The following is a 14,916-nucleotide window of genomic DNA, read 5'->3' on the forward strand; positions in this document are numbered from 1 at the left end:
GGCGTTCGGCCGAGGCAGCCACCGGCACGCCGGGCCCCGGAGGATCTGGACTTCCTGCTCGTCCTCGGCTATACCAGTCCAGCACGGCGGATCATGTATCACCCGATCGTCCATCTCGGCTCGAAAGTCGCGGGCATGCCGCGCGGAAGCACCGCCTCCGCCGCGCTGATCGACCGGTGACGCGAGAGCCTGTGCGGTCGACCGCCGCACCGCTGATCACAACTTGCAGGCGCCTGGGTCCACTGAAAGGAAAACCCTTGCTTCTCGACCAATCACCGCCGCCGGAGAGCCACCGGCCGCGTGCCGCGCACTCCGCCGAATAGCCGGTGCGCCCGTGAACACACCGCGCACCGCACTGGTCGTCGGCGCCGGGATCGCCGGGCTCAGCGTCGCCTATCACCTGGCGCGGCGCGGAGTCGACGTCACCGTTGTGGAGGCCGAGCACGTCGGTGCCGGGGCTTCGCACGGCAACGCCGGGTGGGTCGACCCTCTCCAGACCGGACCGCTGCCCGAACCCGGGTTGCTGCGGGATGGGTTGCGGCACCTGCGCTCTGCCGATGCGGCCATGCGTATCGCGGTCCGGGACTACCCACGTCTGCTGCCCTGGCTCGCGTCCTTCGCGCGCCACGCCACCGCTCACCGCTACCGTGACGGCACGCTGGCCCTTGCCGAACTCGGCACACGCTGCTTCCCGCTGCTGGATCAGCTCGCCGCCGACGGCGTCGACTTCACCCGCAACGACACCGGTTTGCTGGCCGTGGCGCGCGACGTCCGCGCCGTCGAGGCCTTTCTCCGTGTCCGTGAACCCTTCCGCGCCGCGGGGTTCACCCTGTCCCGCACCATCCTGGACGCGGCCGCGCTGCGCGCGCTGGAACCCGCGCTGTCCGAGCGAGTGCGCTACGGCATGGAACTCCACGATCACGTGCAGATCGACCCGGGCGCCTTCGTCGCCGCGCTGGCTGCATACCTGCGGACGACAGGGGTGCGCATCGAGGAAGGCCACCTAGTGACGGGATTGACCGCGCCCGGTCCGCGGGCCGGAGTCGAGACCGGCGGCGGGCGTCGCTACGCCGATGTGGTGATCGTCGCGACCGGTGCGAGCACCGCGCTGATCGGCAAGCGATACCCGGTCATCGGCGGGCGCGGCTACAGCTTCGACGTCCCCGTGCGTACCGCGGTGCGGCGGTCGATACTGCTGTTGGACGCTCACATCGCCTGCGCGCCGATCGGCGGCCGCCTGCGCATCGCGGGAGGCATGGACTTCGGGCCCGCGGCGCGGCTCAGCGACCGGCGCCTGGAACCGCTCGCCCGGAACGCGGCGGTCATGCTCGACGACATCGACTGGACCGATCGGCGACACCCGTGGAGCGGGCAACGACCGGTGACACCCGACGGGCTGCCGATCATCGACCGCCTGCCCGGCCACCCCGGCACCTACCTCACCACGGGGCTGTCCATGCTCGGCATGACCTTGGCCGCGCCCGCCGCCGAAGCGCTGACCGGCTACATCCTCGACGGCGCCCGTCCGCCGGTCCTTGCGCCGTTTCGCGCCGACCGATTCCGCCGACGCTTGCCTCGGGTATCCCGATCCCGGCTTGCGGTGGCGTTATGACCGCTCGCGTGTCGATGGTTCCGGTCACGGTGGGTACGAGCGTCACCGGGAGGCCTTGTCTGTCGCGGCGGTGAACACGGTGGCATCGAGCGCGCGTTTGAGGATCTTGCCCGTAGCGCCCTTGGGTAGCTGGTCGACGAAGGCGAAACGGTGCGGAACCTTGTAGGCGGACAGGCGTTGCTTCGCCCAGGTTCGCAGCTCCTGCGGATCGAGCCGCGCTCCGGGCGCGGCGGCGACGACAGCACCCACTTCCTCGCCGTAGTGATCGTCCGGGATGCCGACGACGGCGACTTCGACGATGTCGGGGTGCTGGTAGAGCACCTCTTCGACTTCGCGCGGGTAGACGTTGTATCCACCGCGGATGATGAGGTCCTTCGCGCGGTCGACGATATAGACGTAGCCGTCGGCGTCGATGCGTCCCAGGTCGCCGGTCTTCAGCCATCCGCAGGACAGTTCGGCGGCGGTGGCATCGGGGCGGTTCCAGTAACCCTTCATGATGCTGGGTCCACGGAGGAAGAGCTCACCGACGGTGTCCGCGGGCAGGACATTGCCCTCCGGATCGCGGACCTCGATCGAGGTGCCGGGCAGCGCGACTCCCACCGATCCGACCCGCTGCTCACGATCCACCGCGTTGTAGGTCGCGGCGCCGGTGGATTCGGTGAGACCGTAACCCTCGAGAATGGTGCAGCCGAACCGATCCGAGAACGTGTGGATGACCTCCGCGGGCAGTGATGCTCCGCCGGACGCCGCCAAGCGCAGGACGGCGAAGTCCCGCGGCCCGTAGTCACCGGCGGTGTGCAGCATGGCATTCCACATCGTGGGTACCCCGGCGACCACGGTGAGGCGGTGGTCTCTGATCGTCTCGATCATTGCGCGCGGTTCGAACGGGGACACCATCGAGAACGAGCATCCCGCGTGCAGCGCCGTGATCAGGCATACCGCTTGGCCGTACACGTGGAACAGCGGCAACCCGGTGCCGAACCGTTCCTCCGGTGTGAGCCGCAGCTGGTCGATGAAGATCCGTGCGGTCTCGATGAGATTCGCGACGGTGAGTTCGACGCCCTTCGGCTTGCCCGTGGTCCCCGAGGTGTACAGCAGGACCGCGGTGTCGTCGGCGCTGCGCCGGACCGGTTCGGCGACCGCCCGCGTCGTCTCGGCGTGCGCGCCGGGTTCGAGCACGAGCAGCGGGATGTCGCGCTCGGCCGCAGCCTGTTGTGCCGCGGCCTGCGCCCCGTGCCAGGCGAGGACGAGCCGGGCACCGGAATCATCGAGCACATAGCCGATTTCGGGTGCGGTCGCCATGGTGTTGACCGGAATGGCAACGGCGCCGAGAAGATGGGCGCCGAGATACGCGATGACGAACTCCGGGACAGACGGCGCGACGAGTAGCACGCGATCACCCGCTCCCACACCGGATTCGGCGATCCGTCCGCCGAACGCGGCGCTGCGCTGCGCGAGGTCACGATAGGTGATGCGCTCGTCCCCGATGCGCAGCGCCGTGGCTTCGGGGCGTTCGGAGGCGTGCTGCCAGAAACGGTCGGCGACATTGGTCATGGCACATCCAGACAGGTATGGAAAGCGTGTGACGGGGATCACGTCAGGATGGCACCTTAACTGAATCTGGTGTCAACTTCAATCATGTTGCGGGCGCATCGGCCTTCGTCGCGGGCATTCCCGTGGTGCGCCGAGCACCGTCGGCGCGGTGATACCGTGAATGCGACAACCGTCCCGTCGACCGATAGTGAGTAGCCAGCGTTGGTGTCCGATCCCGTTGTGAGCGAGGCCGAGCCTCGGAAAGGCGTCCCGCGCACGAAGCGCGGCGAACGCACGCGCACCGCGTTGATCGGCGCGGCGCGCGAGGTATTCGAGCGCGACGGGTATCTCGACGCCAAGATCTCCGATATCTCGAAGGCCGCGGGGACGGCGGCGGGATCGTTCTACACCTATTTCGACAGCAAGGAAGAAATCTTCGCCGCGGTGGTCGAGCAGGTGCAGGAAGAGATGCTGCACCCGCACGTTCGCGAGCGCACGGGTGTCACCGACCCGCGCGAGCTCATCGAGGCGGCCAACCGGGAATACCTCCGCTCCTACAAGCGCAACGCGCGCCTGATGGCGGTGTTCGAGGAGGTTTCCCTGATCAACGAGGACTTCCGCAGGCTGCGCATCGAACGCGGCAAGGCCTTCGCGCAGCGCAACGCGAAGATGATCAGCGAGCTGCAGGAATCCGGCCGGGCCAGCGCGGACCTCGATCCCATGATCACCGCGCACGCCTTGTCGGTGATGGTCAGCCGCATGGCCTATCTGGTCTTCGTTCAGAATCAGCGCATCGCGTTCGAGAAGCTCGTCACCACCTTGACGCAGCTGTGGGTCAACGCTTTGCAGCTCGACTCGGACTGATTCGCGCTTTCGGAGCTCTGCTTCCTCGCGGATACCAGGACCGCGTCCCAGCCTCCTTCCCCGTCGCCGGCCACGCGTCCTCGAACTTGAATTTGACGTGGGATTCAAGTTTGTTGGATGCTCGGCCCGGCGTGGTCACCCGGGAATCGCTCCCCGGGGAATCTCGGAAGGAGATATTCGTGAAGGTCGCTGGAAGAACGGCAATTGTCACAGGAGGCGCCGGCGGAATCGGCGGCGCGATCGCGGAGCGCTTGGTGCGCGAGGGTGCGCGGGTCGTGATCGCCGATCTGGACGCCGACGCGGCAGAGTCCCTCGTTCGGTCCATCCCGGCGGATGCCCCCGGCTCGGCGGTGGCCGTCGGGGCCGACGTGTCCGATGCGGCGCAGATCGGCGGGTTGATCGCGCGCGCGGAGGACGAGTTCGGCCCGGTCGATCTGTACTTCGCGAACGCGGGCGTCGGCGGGCCGGTCGGGCTCGGCGACGACGCGGGCTGGGATACCGCGATCGATGTGAATCTCACTGCGCACGTGCGGGCGGCCCGGCTGCTGGTCCCCGGCTGGCTCGAACGGGGCGAGGGGTACTTCGTCAGCACCGCCTCGGCCGCGGGGCTGCTGACTCAGATCGGTTCGGCCGCGTACGCGGTGACCAAGCACGCGGCGGTCGGGTTCGCCGAGTGGCTGTCGGTCACGTACGGCGACAGCGGGGTTCGGGTGAGCTGCCTGTGTCCGATGGGTGTCGAGACGAAGCTGCTGCGCGCGGGCGCCGAGTCGGGAGACGCGCTCGGTGCGGCGGCGACCAGGGCGGTCACCTCCGCAGGCGCGGTGTTGAGCCCGGATGCGGTCGCGACGGTCGTGCTGGACGCCATCGACGAGGAGCGTTTCCTGATCTTGCCGCATCCGGAGGTGCTCGACATGTACCGCGGCAAAGGGGCGGACTACGACAGGTGGCTGGGCGGCATGCGCCGCTACCAGGCCGTGCTGTTGCAGACCGCGGAGTGAATCGGCGACCGGGCGGGTGGTTGTCCCGGTCGTGAAACTTGAGGATGAAATCAGGTTCGATTAGCGTTCGACCTGGGTGCGCGAGGGGGCGAGCGGCGAAAGCGAGGGCAGTGATGGCCAGGACCACCAGAGGTGACGTCGCGGCCGGGGACATCCCCGCGCTTGCCGACACGTCGGTTCTGCGTGAGCTGCCGATCACGGCGCGCGGTGCGCGAACGCGCGCCGCGCTCGTCGCCGCGGCGCGGGCGGTCTTCGAACGCGACGGCTACCTCGACGCGAGGTTGTCCGACATCGCCTCCGAAGCGAAGTGCTCGACCGGGTCCTTCTACACCTATTTCGCCGGCAAGGAGGAGATCCTGCAGGCGGTCCTCGACCTCGCTCGGGACGAGATGCTGCATCCCGGCATGCCTCGGCTCGAGCCGGACGAGGCGTCCCCCGCGGCGGTCGTCGAAGCGAGCAATCGGGCCTACTTCGAGGCGTACCAACGCAACGCGAAGCTGATGGGCATCCTCGATCAGGTGGCCGCCATCGATCCGAAGTTTCGTGAGGTCCGCCGACGGCGCAGTCGCGCCTTCTGGGAGCGCAATGCCCGGTCGATCGTGGAGCTGCAGGAGCGGGGGCTGGCGGATCCCGAGCTCGATCCGCACCAGGCGGCGCGAGCGCTGTCGGGCATGGTGGGCCGGATGGCGTACTACGCGTTCGTCCTGGGGGAGGGGGCGGGCATCGACGAGCTGGTGCAGACCGCCACTCGTTTGTGGGTGAACGCGCTGCGGATCGGGCCCGCGGCCGACTGAGCGCAATCACGCCCGACACCGGCCGAATCTGAATCCGAGTTCGAGATCGTATTGATTTCCATGACGTGACCTGGACTTTCGTTCGGGGGGTGAGGCATGTCACAGGCGGTTTTCGGGGTGGCCGGTATTGACGCGGCGGCACCCTTCCCGCAAGGTGGCGGGAGAAAATAAGCGCTTAGTAAGTTCCCGCGGGGAGGTTGGGCCCCATGCCCGAAGCCGTCGTCGGTCATCCCTGCGGCGTGAACACAGGCAACAACCGAAAGGACCGACACGTGAACAGATTCGAAGGCAAGACCGCCATCGTGACCGGCGCCAGCCGTGGCATCGGCCTCGGCATCGCCCAGCGTCTGGTCGACGAGGGCGCGAAGGTCGTCATCACCGCCCGCAATCAGAAGACTCTCGACGAGGCCGTCGAGACGCTGGGCGGTCCGGACCGAGCGCTGGCCGTCGCCGGGCGATCCGACGATGTCGCCCACCAGGCCGAGACCGTCGAGCGGGCGATCGACACCTTCGGCAGCGCGGATCTCCTCGTCAACAACACCGGCATCAACCCGGTCTTCGGTCCGATGGTGGAGTTGCCGTTGGAGGCCGCCCGCAAGATCGTCGAGGTCAACTGCCTCGCCGCGCTCTCGTGGGTCCAGCAGGCGTACCAGGGATGGATGAAGGCGCACGGCGGCGCGATCGTGAACGTCTCCTCGGTGGCCGGGCTGAAGCCCGCGCCCGGCATCGGTTTCTATGGCTCCAGCAAGGCGATGCTGACCCACATCACCCAGGAACTCGCCGTCGAACTCGGCCCGGACCTGCGGGTCAACGCCGTCGCCCCTGCCGTCGTGAAGACCAAGTTCGCCAGCGCCCTCTACGAGGGCCGCGAGGATGAGGTCGCCGCGGCCTACCCGCTCAAGCGGCTCGGCGTGCCCGAGGACATCGGCAGCGTCGTCGCCTTCCTGCTCTCCGAGGACGCCGCCTGGCTCACCGGGCAGCTGCTCGTCGTCGACGGCGGTATCACCCTCACCGGCGGTGTCTGAGGTGACGGACATGAAGGCGTGGCGGGTCCACGATCTCGGGGAGCCGGGCACGGTGCTGCGGCTCGACACCGTGGCGCGGCCCGAGCCAGGTCCGCGACAGGTCCTCGTGCGCGTCACCGGCGCCGCGGCGAACTTTCCCGACGTGCTGATGTGTCGCGGGCTGTACCAGGTGCGCCCGCCGCTGCCGTTCACGCCGGGCGTCGAAGTGTGCGGCGAGGTCGTTGCCGTGGGCGCCGACGTAGCCGGGATCGCGATCGGCGATCGCGTGATCGGCGGAACCGCATTGCCGCACGGCGGTTTCGCGGAATTCGCCCTGATGGACGCCGCGCAGACGTTTCCCGCACCGCCCGCGCTGGACGACGCCGAAGCGGCCGCGCTGTACATCGGATACCAGACCGGATGGTTCGGATTGCATCGCCGCGCCGGTCTGAAAGCGGGGGAGACCTTGCTCGTGCACGCCGCGGCCGGTGGCGTGGGCAGCGCCGCCATCCAGCTCGGCAAGGCCGCGGGCGCCAGGGTGATCGGGGTCGTCGGCGGTCCCGAGAAGGCGGCCTACGCTGCGAAACTGGGCGCCGACATCGTGATCGACCGGCGCACACAGGATTTCGTCGAGGTCGTCAAGGACGTGACGAACAACCGGGGCGCCGACGTCGTCTACGACCCCGTCGGCGGCGACGTCTATGCGCGGTCGACGAAGTGCATCGCCTTCGAAGGCCGGATCCTGGTCGTGGGATTCGCCGGTGGGGACATCCAAAAGGCCGCACTGAATCATGCGCTGGTCAAGAACTATTCGATCGTCGGCCTGCACTGGGGTCTGTACAACGCGTACGAACCGGCGGCGGTCGCCGAATGCCATCGCACGTTGACCAGGCTCGCCGGGGAGGGCGCGGTCAAGCCCCTGGTCAGCGAACGCCTGTCGCTGGAGGGCATTGCCGAGGGTGTGCAGCGCCTCGCCGACGGCAAGACCGTCGGCCGGGTCGTCTACGCACCATGAGCGGCGCGACCGCTCGCGCGGGCAGCCATCGAACACACACCACAGAGGAGAACACCATGAGCAACGGGACTCCGCGCATCGCCGTCGTCACCGGCGCGGCGCGCGGCATCGGGGCCGCCGTCGCGCGACGGCTCGCCGCGGACGGTATGGCGGTAGCGGTACTCGATCTGGACGAGGCCGCGGCCAAGCCGGTGGTCGAGGACATCGAAGCCGCAGGCGGCCGCGGACTCGCGGTCGGCGCGGATGTGGCCGACGAAGCCGCGGTGACCGCGGCTGTGGAGCGCGTCGTCGCCGAACTCGGTCCGCCGACGGTGCTCGTCAACAACGCGGGCATCCTGCGCGACAACCTGCTGTTCAAGATGACCGCCGACGATTGGGACGCCGTCATGGACGTGCACCTGCGCGGCGCGTTTCTGTGCACCCGCGCGGTGCAGCGCCACATGCTCGACGAGGGGTGGGGGCGCATCGTCAGCCTCTCCAGCACCTCGGCGCTCGGCAACCGCGGCCAGGCCAACTACGCCGCTGCCAAGGCCGGTCTCCAGGGCTTCACCAAGACTCTCGCGCTCGAACTCGGCAAGTTCGGTGTCACCGCCAACGCTGTTGCGCCAGGATTCATCGAGACGGACATGACCGCGGCCACGGCCGAACGCATGGGCGTGTCCTTCGAGGATTTCAAGAAGGTGGTTATCGCACAGATCCCGGTCGCTCGCGCTGGAACGCCCGAGGACATCGCGCACACCGTGTCGTTCCTGGCCAGCGAGGGCGCGGGATTCGTGTCCGGCCAGGTCGTCTACGTGGCCGGCGGACCTCGGGACTAGGACGGAAGGAACAGCGACCGATGAAGATATTCCAGGGCTTGGCCGACATGGAGAAGGCCATCGGAACTCACCTCGGATACAGCGACTGGCACACGGTGACCCAGGATCAGATCGACCGATTCGCCGACGCGACGGGCGATCACCAGTGGATTCACGTGGATCCGGTGAAAGCGGCGACGGGACCGTTCGGCACGACCGTCGCCCACGGGTTCCTCACCCTCGCACTGATTCCGATGCTGACCCAGCAGATCTACCGCGTCGATGGCCTGTCGATGGGCGTCAACTACGGCGCCAACAAGGTCAGGTTCCCCGCCCCGGTTCCCGTGGGGTCGCGGCTGCGCGCGGGCGTCGAGTTGCTCTCGCTCGCGCCGGCGAGCCTGGGATTCCAGGCGGTCAGCCGAGTCACCGTCGACATCGATGGCGCCGCCAAGCCCGCGTGCGTGGCCGAGACCGTTGCGGTGCTGGTGCCTTGATGAACAGTCGAGACGGTAAGGATCTGCCCGGCCTCGACCTGGACCGCCTGGCGGCATGGCTCGCCGATACCAGGCCGGATCTGCTCGCCGGGCCGCTCACCGCCCGCCTGATCGCCGGCGGGAGATCCAATCTGACCTACGAGATCAGCGACGGCAGCTCGGCATGGATCGTGCGGCGGCCCCCGCTCGGTCACGTGCTGGCGACCGCGCACGACATGTCCAGGGAATACCGGGTCATGACCGCGCTGGCCGATACCGACGTCCCCGTTCCCGCCACCTACGCACTGTGCGAGGATCCCGAAATCCTCGGAGCGCCTTTCTATCTGATGGAGCGGGTGATCGGGACTCCCTACCGCACGGCGGCCGAACTCACGGCGGTCGGCGCGGACCGCACGCGAACCATCTCGGCCGGAATGGTCGATGCCCTGGCCGACCTCCACACCGTCGATCCCGCGGAGGTCGGTCTCGCGGATTTCGGACGCCCGAGCGGATTCCTCGCGCGACAGGTGCACCGCTGGAAGAAGCAATTGGACGCTTCCTACTCCCGGGACCTGCCGGGTGCGCACGAGCTGTACGAAAGGCTCGCGGCCCACCAGCCCCCACAGTCTCCGGATGGAATAGTCCACGGCGACTACCGGCTCGACAACGTCCTGGTGGACTCCTCCGATCGGGTGGTCGCCGTCATCGATTGGGAGATGGCCACCGTGGGTGATCCGCTCACCGACGTGGCGCTCCTGCTGCTGTACCAGCGCCTCGGAGAACTCGGTGTCACCGGCGTCGGCGATGTGGCGTTAGCGCCCGGATTCCTCACCGAATCCGAACTGCTCGACCGGTACGCCGAACGCAGCGGCCGCGACCTCGCGCATTTCGGCTTCTACCTGGGGCTCGCCGCGTTCAAACTCGTGGCGATCCTCGAGGGTATCCACTACCGCTACCTGCACGGACAAACCGTGGGATCCGGGTTCGACAGTGTGGGAGCCGGGGTCGAACCGCTCCTGCGCACCGGAATCGCAGCCCTCCAGGAGAACAATCGATGACCGACACGGTTCTCACGATCTACGGCTGAGAGAGGTCTGAATCATGGAATCGACACAGATCCGGCTCGCCGCCCGGCCCGAGGGCGAGCCCAAGGACACCGACTTCGCCGTCGCCACGGTCGAGCTGCCGGAACTCGGCGATGGCCAAGTGCTGCTGCGTGTCCGCTACCTGTCGCTGGATCCGTATATGCGGGGCAGGATGAGCGCGGCCAAGTCCTACGCCGCGCCCGTGGAATTGGGCAGTGTGATGGTCGGCGGCACGGTCTGCGAGGTGGTCGAGTCCCGAGCGGATTCGCTGGCTCCCGGTGACGTGGTGCTGTCGTTCTCGGGCTGGCAGACCCATGCGGTCGCCGACGCCCGCCACGTACGGAAGCTGGATCCGGAGGCCGCGCCGATCTCGACCGCGCTCGGCGTGCTCGGTATGCCCGGGTTCACCGCCTATGGCGGGCTGCTCGAAATCGGCCGCCCGCAGCCCGGTGAGACCGTCGTGGTCGCGGCCGCCACCGGGCCGGTCGGCTCGGCCGTCGGACAGATCGCCCGAATCAAAGGCGCCCGCGCCGTGGGCATCGCGGGCGGGCCGGACAAGTGCCGCGCCCTGCTCGACGAATTCGGCTTCGACGCGGCGGTCGACCACCGCGCGCCCGACTTCGAGGAACGACTGGCCGAGGCGGTTCCGGATGGCATCGACGTCTATTTCGAGAACGTCGGGGGACGGGTAGCCGACGCCGTCACGCCCCTGCTGAATCGCTTCGCGCGGATACCGGTGTGCGGCCTCGTTTCGCTCTACAACGCCACCGGGCTACCCGCGGGCCCCGACCGGCTGCCGGGATTCATGCGGCAGATCCTGACGTTGAGCCTGACGGTGCGCGGTTTCATCCAGGACGAGTTCATCCCCACTCGGCACGCGGACTTCCTGCGTGACATGCCGGGGTGGATCGGCGACGGCTCGGTCCGATACCGGGAGGACGTCGTGGCCGGGCTCGAGAACGCGCCAGAGGCCTTCCGCGCCATGCTGTCCGGGCGCAATTTCGGCAAGGTGCTCGTCCGGGTCGGCGATTGAGTCCGCCGGGCGATCCGATCGCGAACGGTGCCGTGACGTGACCCGTCACGGCACCGTTCGTGTGTGTGCCGAGGCCGCACCGTCGCGGCAAAGTTGAACCCGATGTCGAATTCAAGTACGGTGCGAAGGAAGCCAACAGTCAGGACGAGGAGTTGCCATGTTCGAGTTCTCGGAGCGAGCGCGCCGATACCAGGAGGACTTGCTCGCCTTCATGGACGAGCACGTCTATCCCGCGGAGTCGATCTACCACGCGCAGATGACGGAGTCCGGTGATCCGCATTTCCACCCGCCGATCATCGAGGAACTCAAGACCGAGGCGCGCAAGCGCGGCCTGTGGAATCTGTTCCACCCGCACTCGGAGTGGGGCCCCGGCCTGACCAACCTGGAATACGCACCGCTCGCCGAGATCATGGGCCGCAGTGCGCATTTGGCGCCGGAAGCCACCAACTGCAACGCCCCCGACACCGGGAACATGGAAGTGCTGACGCTGTTCGGCACGCCCGAGCACAAGCAGGACTGGCTGCAGCCCCTGCTGGACGGCGAGATCGCTTCGGCGTTCGCGATGACCGAGCCCGCGGTCGCCAGTTCCGATGCCACCAATATCGAGCTGCGCATGCAGCCCGACGGCGACGAGTACATTCTCAACGGCCGGAAGTGGTGGACCTCCAACGCCTTGCACAAGAACTGCAAGGTCCTCATCGTCATGGGCAAGACGGATCCGGACGCGCCCGTGCATCGTCAGCAGAGCATGATGGTCGTCCCGATCGACACCCCGGGTGTGACGGTCCTGCGCAACCTGGCCGTCTTCGGGTATCAGGACCGGGAAGGGCACGCGGAGGTGGTGTTCGAGAACGTCCGGGTGCCGCGCACCGCGCTGCTCGCCGGTGAGGGCGACGGGTTCATGATCGGCCAGGCCCGCCTCGGGCCGGGGCGGATCCACCACTGCATGCGCGCGATCGGCATGGCCGAGCGGGCGCTGGACCTGATGATCGATCGGGCGCAGGCGCGGACGACGTTCGGCGCGCCGGTGGCCGACCGCGCCAATATCCAGGATTGGATCGCCGAGTCCCGCATCGAGATCGAGATGGCGCGGTTGCTGACGCTCAAAGCCGCCCATCTGATGGACACCGTCGGAAACCGCAACGCGCGCGTCGAGATCGCCGCGATCAAGGTGGCCGCGCCCCAGGTCGCGCTGAAGGTGGTCGACCGGGCCATTCAGGTGCACGGCGGTGGCGGCGTCTCCGACGATTTCCCGCTGGCGAGCATGTACGCGCACCTGCGGACGTTGCGCCTGGCGGACGGGCCGGACGAGGTGCACAAGCGCACGATCGCCCAGATGGAGCTGCGCCGCCGCGACCCCGCGTGGGGCAAGCGACCGTAACCGGACGGAAGTACCGACACAACCCACTCCCAGAGGAGGAACCGATGGCCGAACCCTGCGTGGTGGTGGCGACCATGGTCGCGAAGCCGGGCCAGGAAGAGCTGGTGGAGACGACCCTGCGCGCGGCGGCATCCGCCGTGCACGCCGAGCCGGGCTGTCTGCTGTACGCACTGCACCGAAAGGCCGGAGAACCCGGTCGTTTCGTGATGATCGAGAAATGGGCTTCGAAGGAAGCGCTGCGCGCCCACGGGCAAGGTGCGGCGCTGCGTCAGGTCGGCGCGGCCTTGGGCGAGGCACTCGCCGGTGCGCCCGAGGTGTCGGTCTTCGAGCCGTTGCCCGCGGGCGATCCCGAACTGGGAGCGCTCTGATATCAGGACTCGCTGGTCGGGCGGACCGGCTCGACAGCGTGGGACGCCGTGCCACGGGGCAGCTCGCGGCACGGCGGTACGAACGAGAAGAGATCTCATGACGAAAACACAGCAGGTGCGGCTCGCGCAGCGCCCGTCCGGATTGACCGACGCCGACACCTGGAACGTGACGACCGAGGAACTCCCCGCGCTCTCCGCGGGACAGATTCTGGTCAAGGTCGACTTCATCTCCCTCGATCCCGCGATGCGCGGCTGGCTCAACGACGTTCGCTCGTACGTGCCGCCGGTCGGGATCGGCGAGGTGATGCGGTCGCTGGACATCGCCACGGTCGTCGAATCGACGCACCCGGACTTCGCCGTCGGCGACACCGTCAGCGGAACGTTCGGGGTCACCGAATTCGCGATCAGCGACGGGAACGGCGTCCAGAAGGTCGACTCCAGCGTCGCGCCGGGCCCCACGTGGCTCGGCGCGCTCGGAATGCCCGGCATGACGGCCTATTTCGGTCTGCTCGAGGTCGGGAAGCTCAGCGCGGGGGAGACCGTCGTCGTGTCGGCCGCGGCCGGAGCCGTCGGCAGCGTGGTGGGGCAGATCGCGAAAGCCAAGGGCGCCACCGTGATCGGCATCGCCGGTGGAGCGGAGAAGTGCCGCTGGCTCACTGAGGAACTCGGTTTCGACGCGGCCGTCGACTATCGGAACGAGGACGTGCTGCGGCGGTTGCGCGAAGTGGCCCCCAAGGGGATCGACATCTATTTCGACAATGTGGGCGGCGACATTCTCGACGCCGCGCTCGCCAATCTCCGCCGTGGCGCCCGTGTCGTGCTGTGCGGGGCGATCTCCGCCTACAACGACGAGACGCTGTCGACAGGGCCGTCGCGCTACATGTCGCTGTTGGTGTTTCGCGCGTCCATGACCGGATTCGTGGTCTTCGACTATGCCGACCGCTACGGCGAGGCCATCGCAGAGATCTCGCAATGGCTGGCCGACGGGACGCTGAAGAGCCGTGAGCACGTCGTCGAGGGCGGTATCGGACGGTTCGGCGAAACGCTGAACATGCTGTTCACCGGTGCGAATGTCGGAAAGCTCGTGCTGGCGCTCTGAACTCGACGCTCGGGGCCCGGTGCGACACCGCGCGGGGCCCCGACATGTGTGCGGCCACGGTCGGAGGTCCGGCTCCCGCGCCGCGACGATGGTCGGCAGCGCGAGAGCCGGGCGGTCGGCTCGCCGCCGTGTTCCTTTCCTGTTCTCCGGCAGGTGCTTCCGAGCAGGGATCCGTGGATCGCTGGGCTCACGACCGTCCGAGCGCGGCCCACAGCGATTCGGTGGTGCCCGCCGCGTCGCGGTGCAGGACGCCGGTGAGCCCCGCGCGCTCGGCCGCGACGATGTTCTGCGGCAGGTCGTCCACCATCACGGTCGCTCCGGGCTCGACATCCAGACGGGCGCAGGCGATGTCGTATGCGCGCCGCGCGGGCTTGCGCACTCCGATCTCGCCGGAGATGGTGACGGCGTCGAACATCGAAGCGAGATCGAATCCGGCGTAGCAGTCGTCGCCGAGTGAGTTCGACAGCAGCCCGACGCGGAACCCGGCGTCTCTGACTTCGGCCACCAGCGCGATCATGGCGGAGTCGGCGCGCAGGCTGGACTGGATACGGCGAACGAGGCCGTCCCCGTCTACCTCGACACCGTGCGCGCGCAGGCGCGCGGCGAATCCCTGTTCGAACTCGCTCTCGCCGATCCGGCCCTCCTCGTGCGCGACCAGTAGCGCCCGCGCCTCCGCGTCGTCGCCGAACAGGCGCAGCGGTAAGCGGGGGTCGCAGCCGAGCGACTCGCCGAGCGCTTCGAACGCGCCGAGGACGCTGGAGGTCAGCACACCCCCGAAGTCGAACAGAACGGCGGTCGCCTGGACACGGTGCTCGGTCGGGGCCGGTTGCGGGGTGGTCATGGGGATTCCCTTTCCGCTC

15 protein-coding genes are annotated in these 14,916 nt (G+C 68.2%); 13 read left to right on the forward strand and 2 right to left on the reverse strand.

Features of this window, described 5'->3' with window-relative positions:
• Positions 1-334 precede the first annotated feature (334 nt).
• On the forward strand, positions 335-1,612 hold the full coding sequence (locus NL1_RS11275) for an NAD(P)/FAD-dependent oxidoreductase (protein ID WP_067837592.1): 1,278 nt from the start codon (positions 335-337) through the stop codon (positions 1,610-1,612).
• A gap of 42 nt (positions 1,613-1,654) precedes the next feature.
• On the opposite strand, the gene NL1_RS11280 is transcribed toward NL1_RS11275, so the two are convergent.
• The gene (locus tag NL1_RS11280) at positions 1,655-3,166 is read right to left on the reverse strand and encodes an AMP-binding protein (RefSeq protein WP_067837596.1); all 1,512 of its coding nucleotides are present in this window, start codon (positions 3,164-3,166) and stop codon (positions 1,655-1,657) included.
• 204 nt (positions 3,167-3,370) lie between these two features.
• On the opposite strand from NL1_RS11280, the gene NL1_RS11285 reads away from it, so the two are divergent.
• From NL1_RS11285 to NL1_RS11340, 12 genes are all read left to right on the forward strand, one after another.
• Positions 3,371-4,009: a TetR/AcrR family transcriptional regulator gene (locus NL1_RS11285; protein WP_245673186.1), complete on the forward strand. Its 639-nt coding sequence runs from the start codon at positions 3,371-3,373 to the stop codon at positions 4,007-4,009.
• A gap of 179 nt (positions 4,010-4,188) precedes the next feature.
• Entirely contained in the window at positions 4,189-5,007 is an 819-nt protein-coding gene (locus NL1_RS11290; protein ID WP_067837681.1) for an SDR family oxidoreductase, read from the forward strand.
• A 113-nt stretch (positions 5,008-5,120) separates the two neighbouring features.
• Positions 5,121-5,801, forward strand: coding sequence for a TetR/AcrR family transcriptional regulator (locus NL1_RS11295; RefSeq protein WP_067837598.1), 681 nt, complete (start codon positions 5,121-5,123; stop codon positions 5,799-5,801).
• A gap of 272 nt (positions 5,802-6,073) precedes the next feature.
• Positions 6,074-6,826 carry an SDR family oxidoreductase gene (locus tag NL1_RS11300; protein WP_067837685.1) on the forward strand — a complete coding sequence of 251 codons (753 nt, stop codon included), beginning with the start codon at positions 6,074-6,076 and terminating at the stop codon, positions 6,824-6,826.
• A 10-nt stretch (positions 6,827-6,836) separates the two neighbouring features.
• A complete protein-coding gene (locus NL1_RS11305; protein ID WP_067837686.1) occupies positions 6,837-7,820 on the forward strand; it encodes an NADPH:quinone oxidoreductase family protein in 984 nt (327 codons plus the stop codon).
• 56 nt (positions 7,821-7,876) lie between these two features.
• Positions 7,877-8,638, forward strand: a complete 762-nt coding sequence (gene fabG, locus NL1_RS11310) for a 3-oxoacyl-ACP reductase FabG (RefSeq protein WP_067837601.1) — start codon at positions 7,877-7,879, stop codon at positions 8,636-8,638.
• A gap of 20 nt (positions 8,639-8,658) precedes the next feature.
• A complete protein-coding gene (locus NL1_RS11315) occupies positions 8,659-9,111 on the forward strand; it encodes a MaoC family dehydratase (RefSeq protein ID WP_067837604.1) in 453 nt (150 codons plus the stop codon).
• Entirely contained in the window at positions 9,111-10,148 is a 1,038-nt protein-coding gene (locus NL1_RS11320) for a phosphotransferase family protein (protein WP_067837606.1), read from the forward strand. Before NL1_RS11315 ends, NL1_RS11320 begins: the two co-directional genes overlap by 1 nt.
• A gap of 43 nt (positions 10,149-10,191) precedes the next feature.
• Entirely contained in the window at positions 10,192-11,208 is a 1,017-nt protein-coding gene (gene curA, locus NL1_RS11325; protein WP_067837611.1) for an NADPH-dependent curcumin/dihydrocurcumin reductase, read from the forward strand.
• Between the two features lie 157 nt (positions 11,209-11,365).
• The gene (locus NL1_RS11330; RefSeq protein WP_067837614.1) at positions 11,366-12,589 is read left to right on the forward strand and encodes an acyl-CoA dehydrogenase family protein; all 1,224 of its coding nucleotides are present in this window, start codon (positions 11,366-11,368) and stop codon (positions 12,587-12,589) included.
• 44 nt (positions 12,590-12,633) lie between these two features.
• On the forward strand, positions 12,634-12,957 hold the full coding sequence (locus NL1_RS11335) for a putative quinol monooxygenase (RefSeq protein ID WP_067837617.1): 324 nt from the start codon (positions 12,634-12,636) through the stop codon (positions 12,955-12,957).
• Between the two features lie 97 nt (positions 12,958-13,054).
• Complete coding sequence (locus tag NL1_RS11340; protein WP_067837619.1) at positions 13,055-14,056, forward strand: NADP-dependent oxidoreductase; 1,002 nt, start codon at positions 13,055-13,057, stop codon at positions 14,054-14,056.
• Positions 14,057-14,243: 187 nt separating this feature from the next.
• Here NL1_RS11340 and NL1_RS11345 read toward each other — a convergent pair whose 3' ends face one another.
• Positions 14,244-14,897, reverse strand: coding sequence for an HAD family hydrolase (locus NL1_RS11345; RefSeq protein ID WP_067837622.1), 654 nt, complete (start codon positions 14,895-14,897; stop codon positions 14,244-14,246).
• Between the last annotated feature and the right edge of the window lie 19 nt (positions 14,898-14,916).

The organism is Nocardia lijiangensis NBRC 108240, from assembly GCF_001613045.1.
GTDB classification, from domain to species: domain Bacteria; phylum Actinomycetota; class Actinomycetes; order Mycobacteriales; family Mycobacteriaceae; genus Nocardia; species Nocardia lijiangensis.

Bases quoted from the DNA above. Each gene is read 5' to 3' on its own strand.
- NL1_RS11280 (WP_067837596.1), bottom strand. From the start codon at position 3,166: ATGACCAATGTCGCCGACCGTTTCTGGCAGCACGCCTCCGAACGCCCC.
- NL1_RS11295 (WP_067837598.1), top strand. From the start codon at position 5,121: ATGGCCAGGACCACCAGAGGTGACGTCGCGGCCGGGGACATCCCCGCG.
- NL1_RS11305 (WP_067837686.1), top strand. From the start codon at position 6,837: ATGAAGGCGTGGCGGGTCCACGATCTCGGGGAGCCGGGCACGGTGCTG.
- fabG (WP_067837601.1), top strand. From the start codon at position 7,877: ATGAGCAACGGGACTCCGCGCATCGCCGTCGTCACCGGCGCGGCGCGC.
- NL1_RS11315 (WP_067837604.1), top strand. From the start codon at position 8,659: ATGAAGATATTCCAGGGCTTGGCCGACATGGAGAAGGCCATCGGAACT.
- NL1_RS11320 (WP_067837606.1), top strand. From the start codon at position 9,111: ATGAACAGTCGAGACGGTAAGGATCTGCCCGGCCTCGACCTGGACCGC.
- curA (WP_067837611.1), top strand. From the start codon at position 10,192: ATGGAATCGACACAGATCCGGCTCGCCGCCCGGCCCGAGGGCGAGCCC.
- NL1_RS11330 (WP_067837614.1), top strand. From the start codon at position 11,366: ATGTTCGAGTTCTCGGAGCGAGCGCGCCGATACCAGGAGGACTTGCTC.
- NL1_RS11335 (WP_067837617.1), top strand. From the start codon at position 12,634: ATGGCCGAACCCTGCGTGGTGGTGGCGACCATGGTCGCGAAGCCGGGC.
- NL1_RS11340 (WP_067837619.1), top strand. From the start codon at position 13,055: ATGACGAAAACACAGCAGGTGCGGCTCGCGCAGCGCCCGTCCGGATTG.
- NL1_RS11345 (WP_067837622.1), bottom strand. From the start codon at position 14,897: ATGACCACCCCGCAACCGGCCCCGACCGAGCACCGTGTCCAGGCGACC.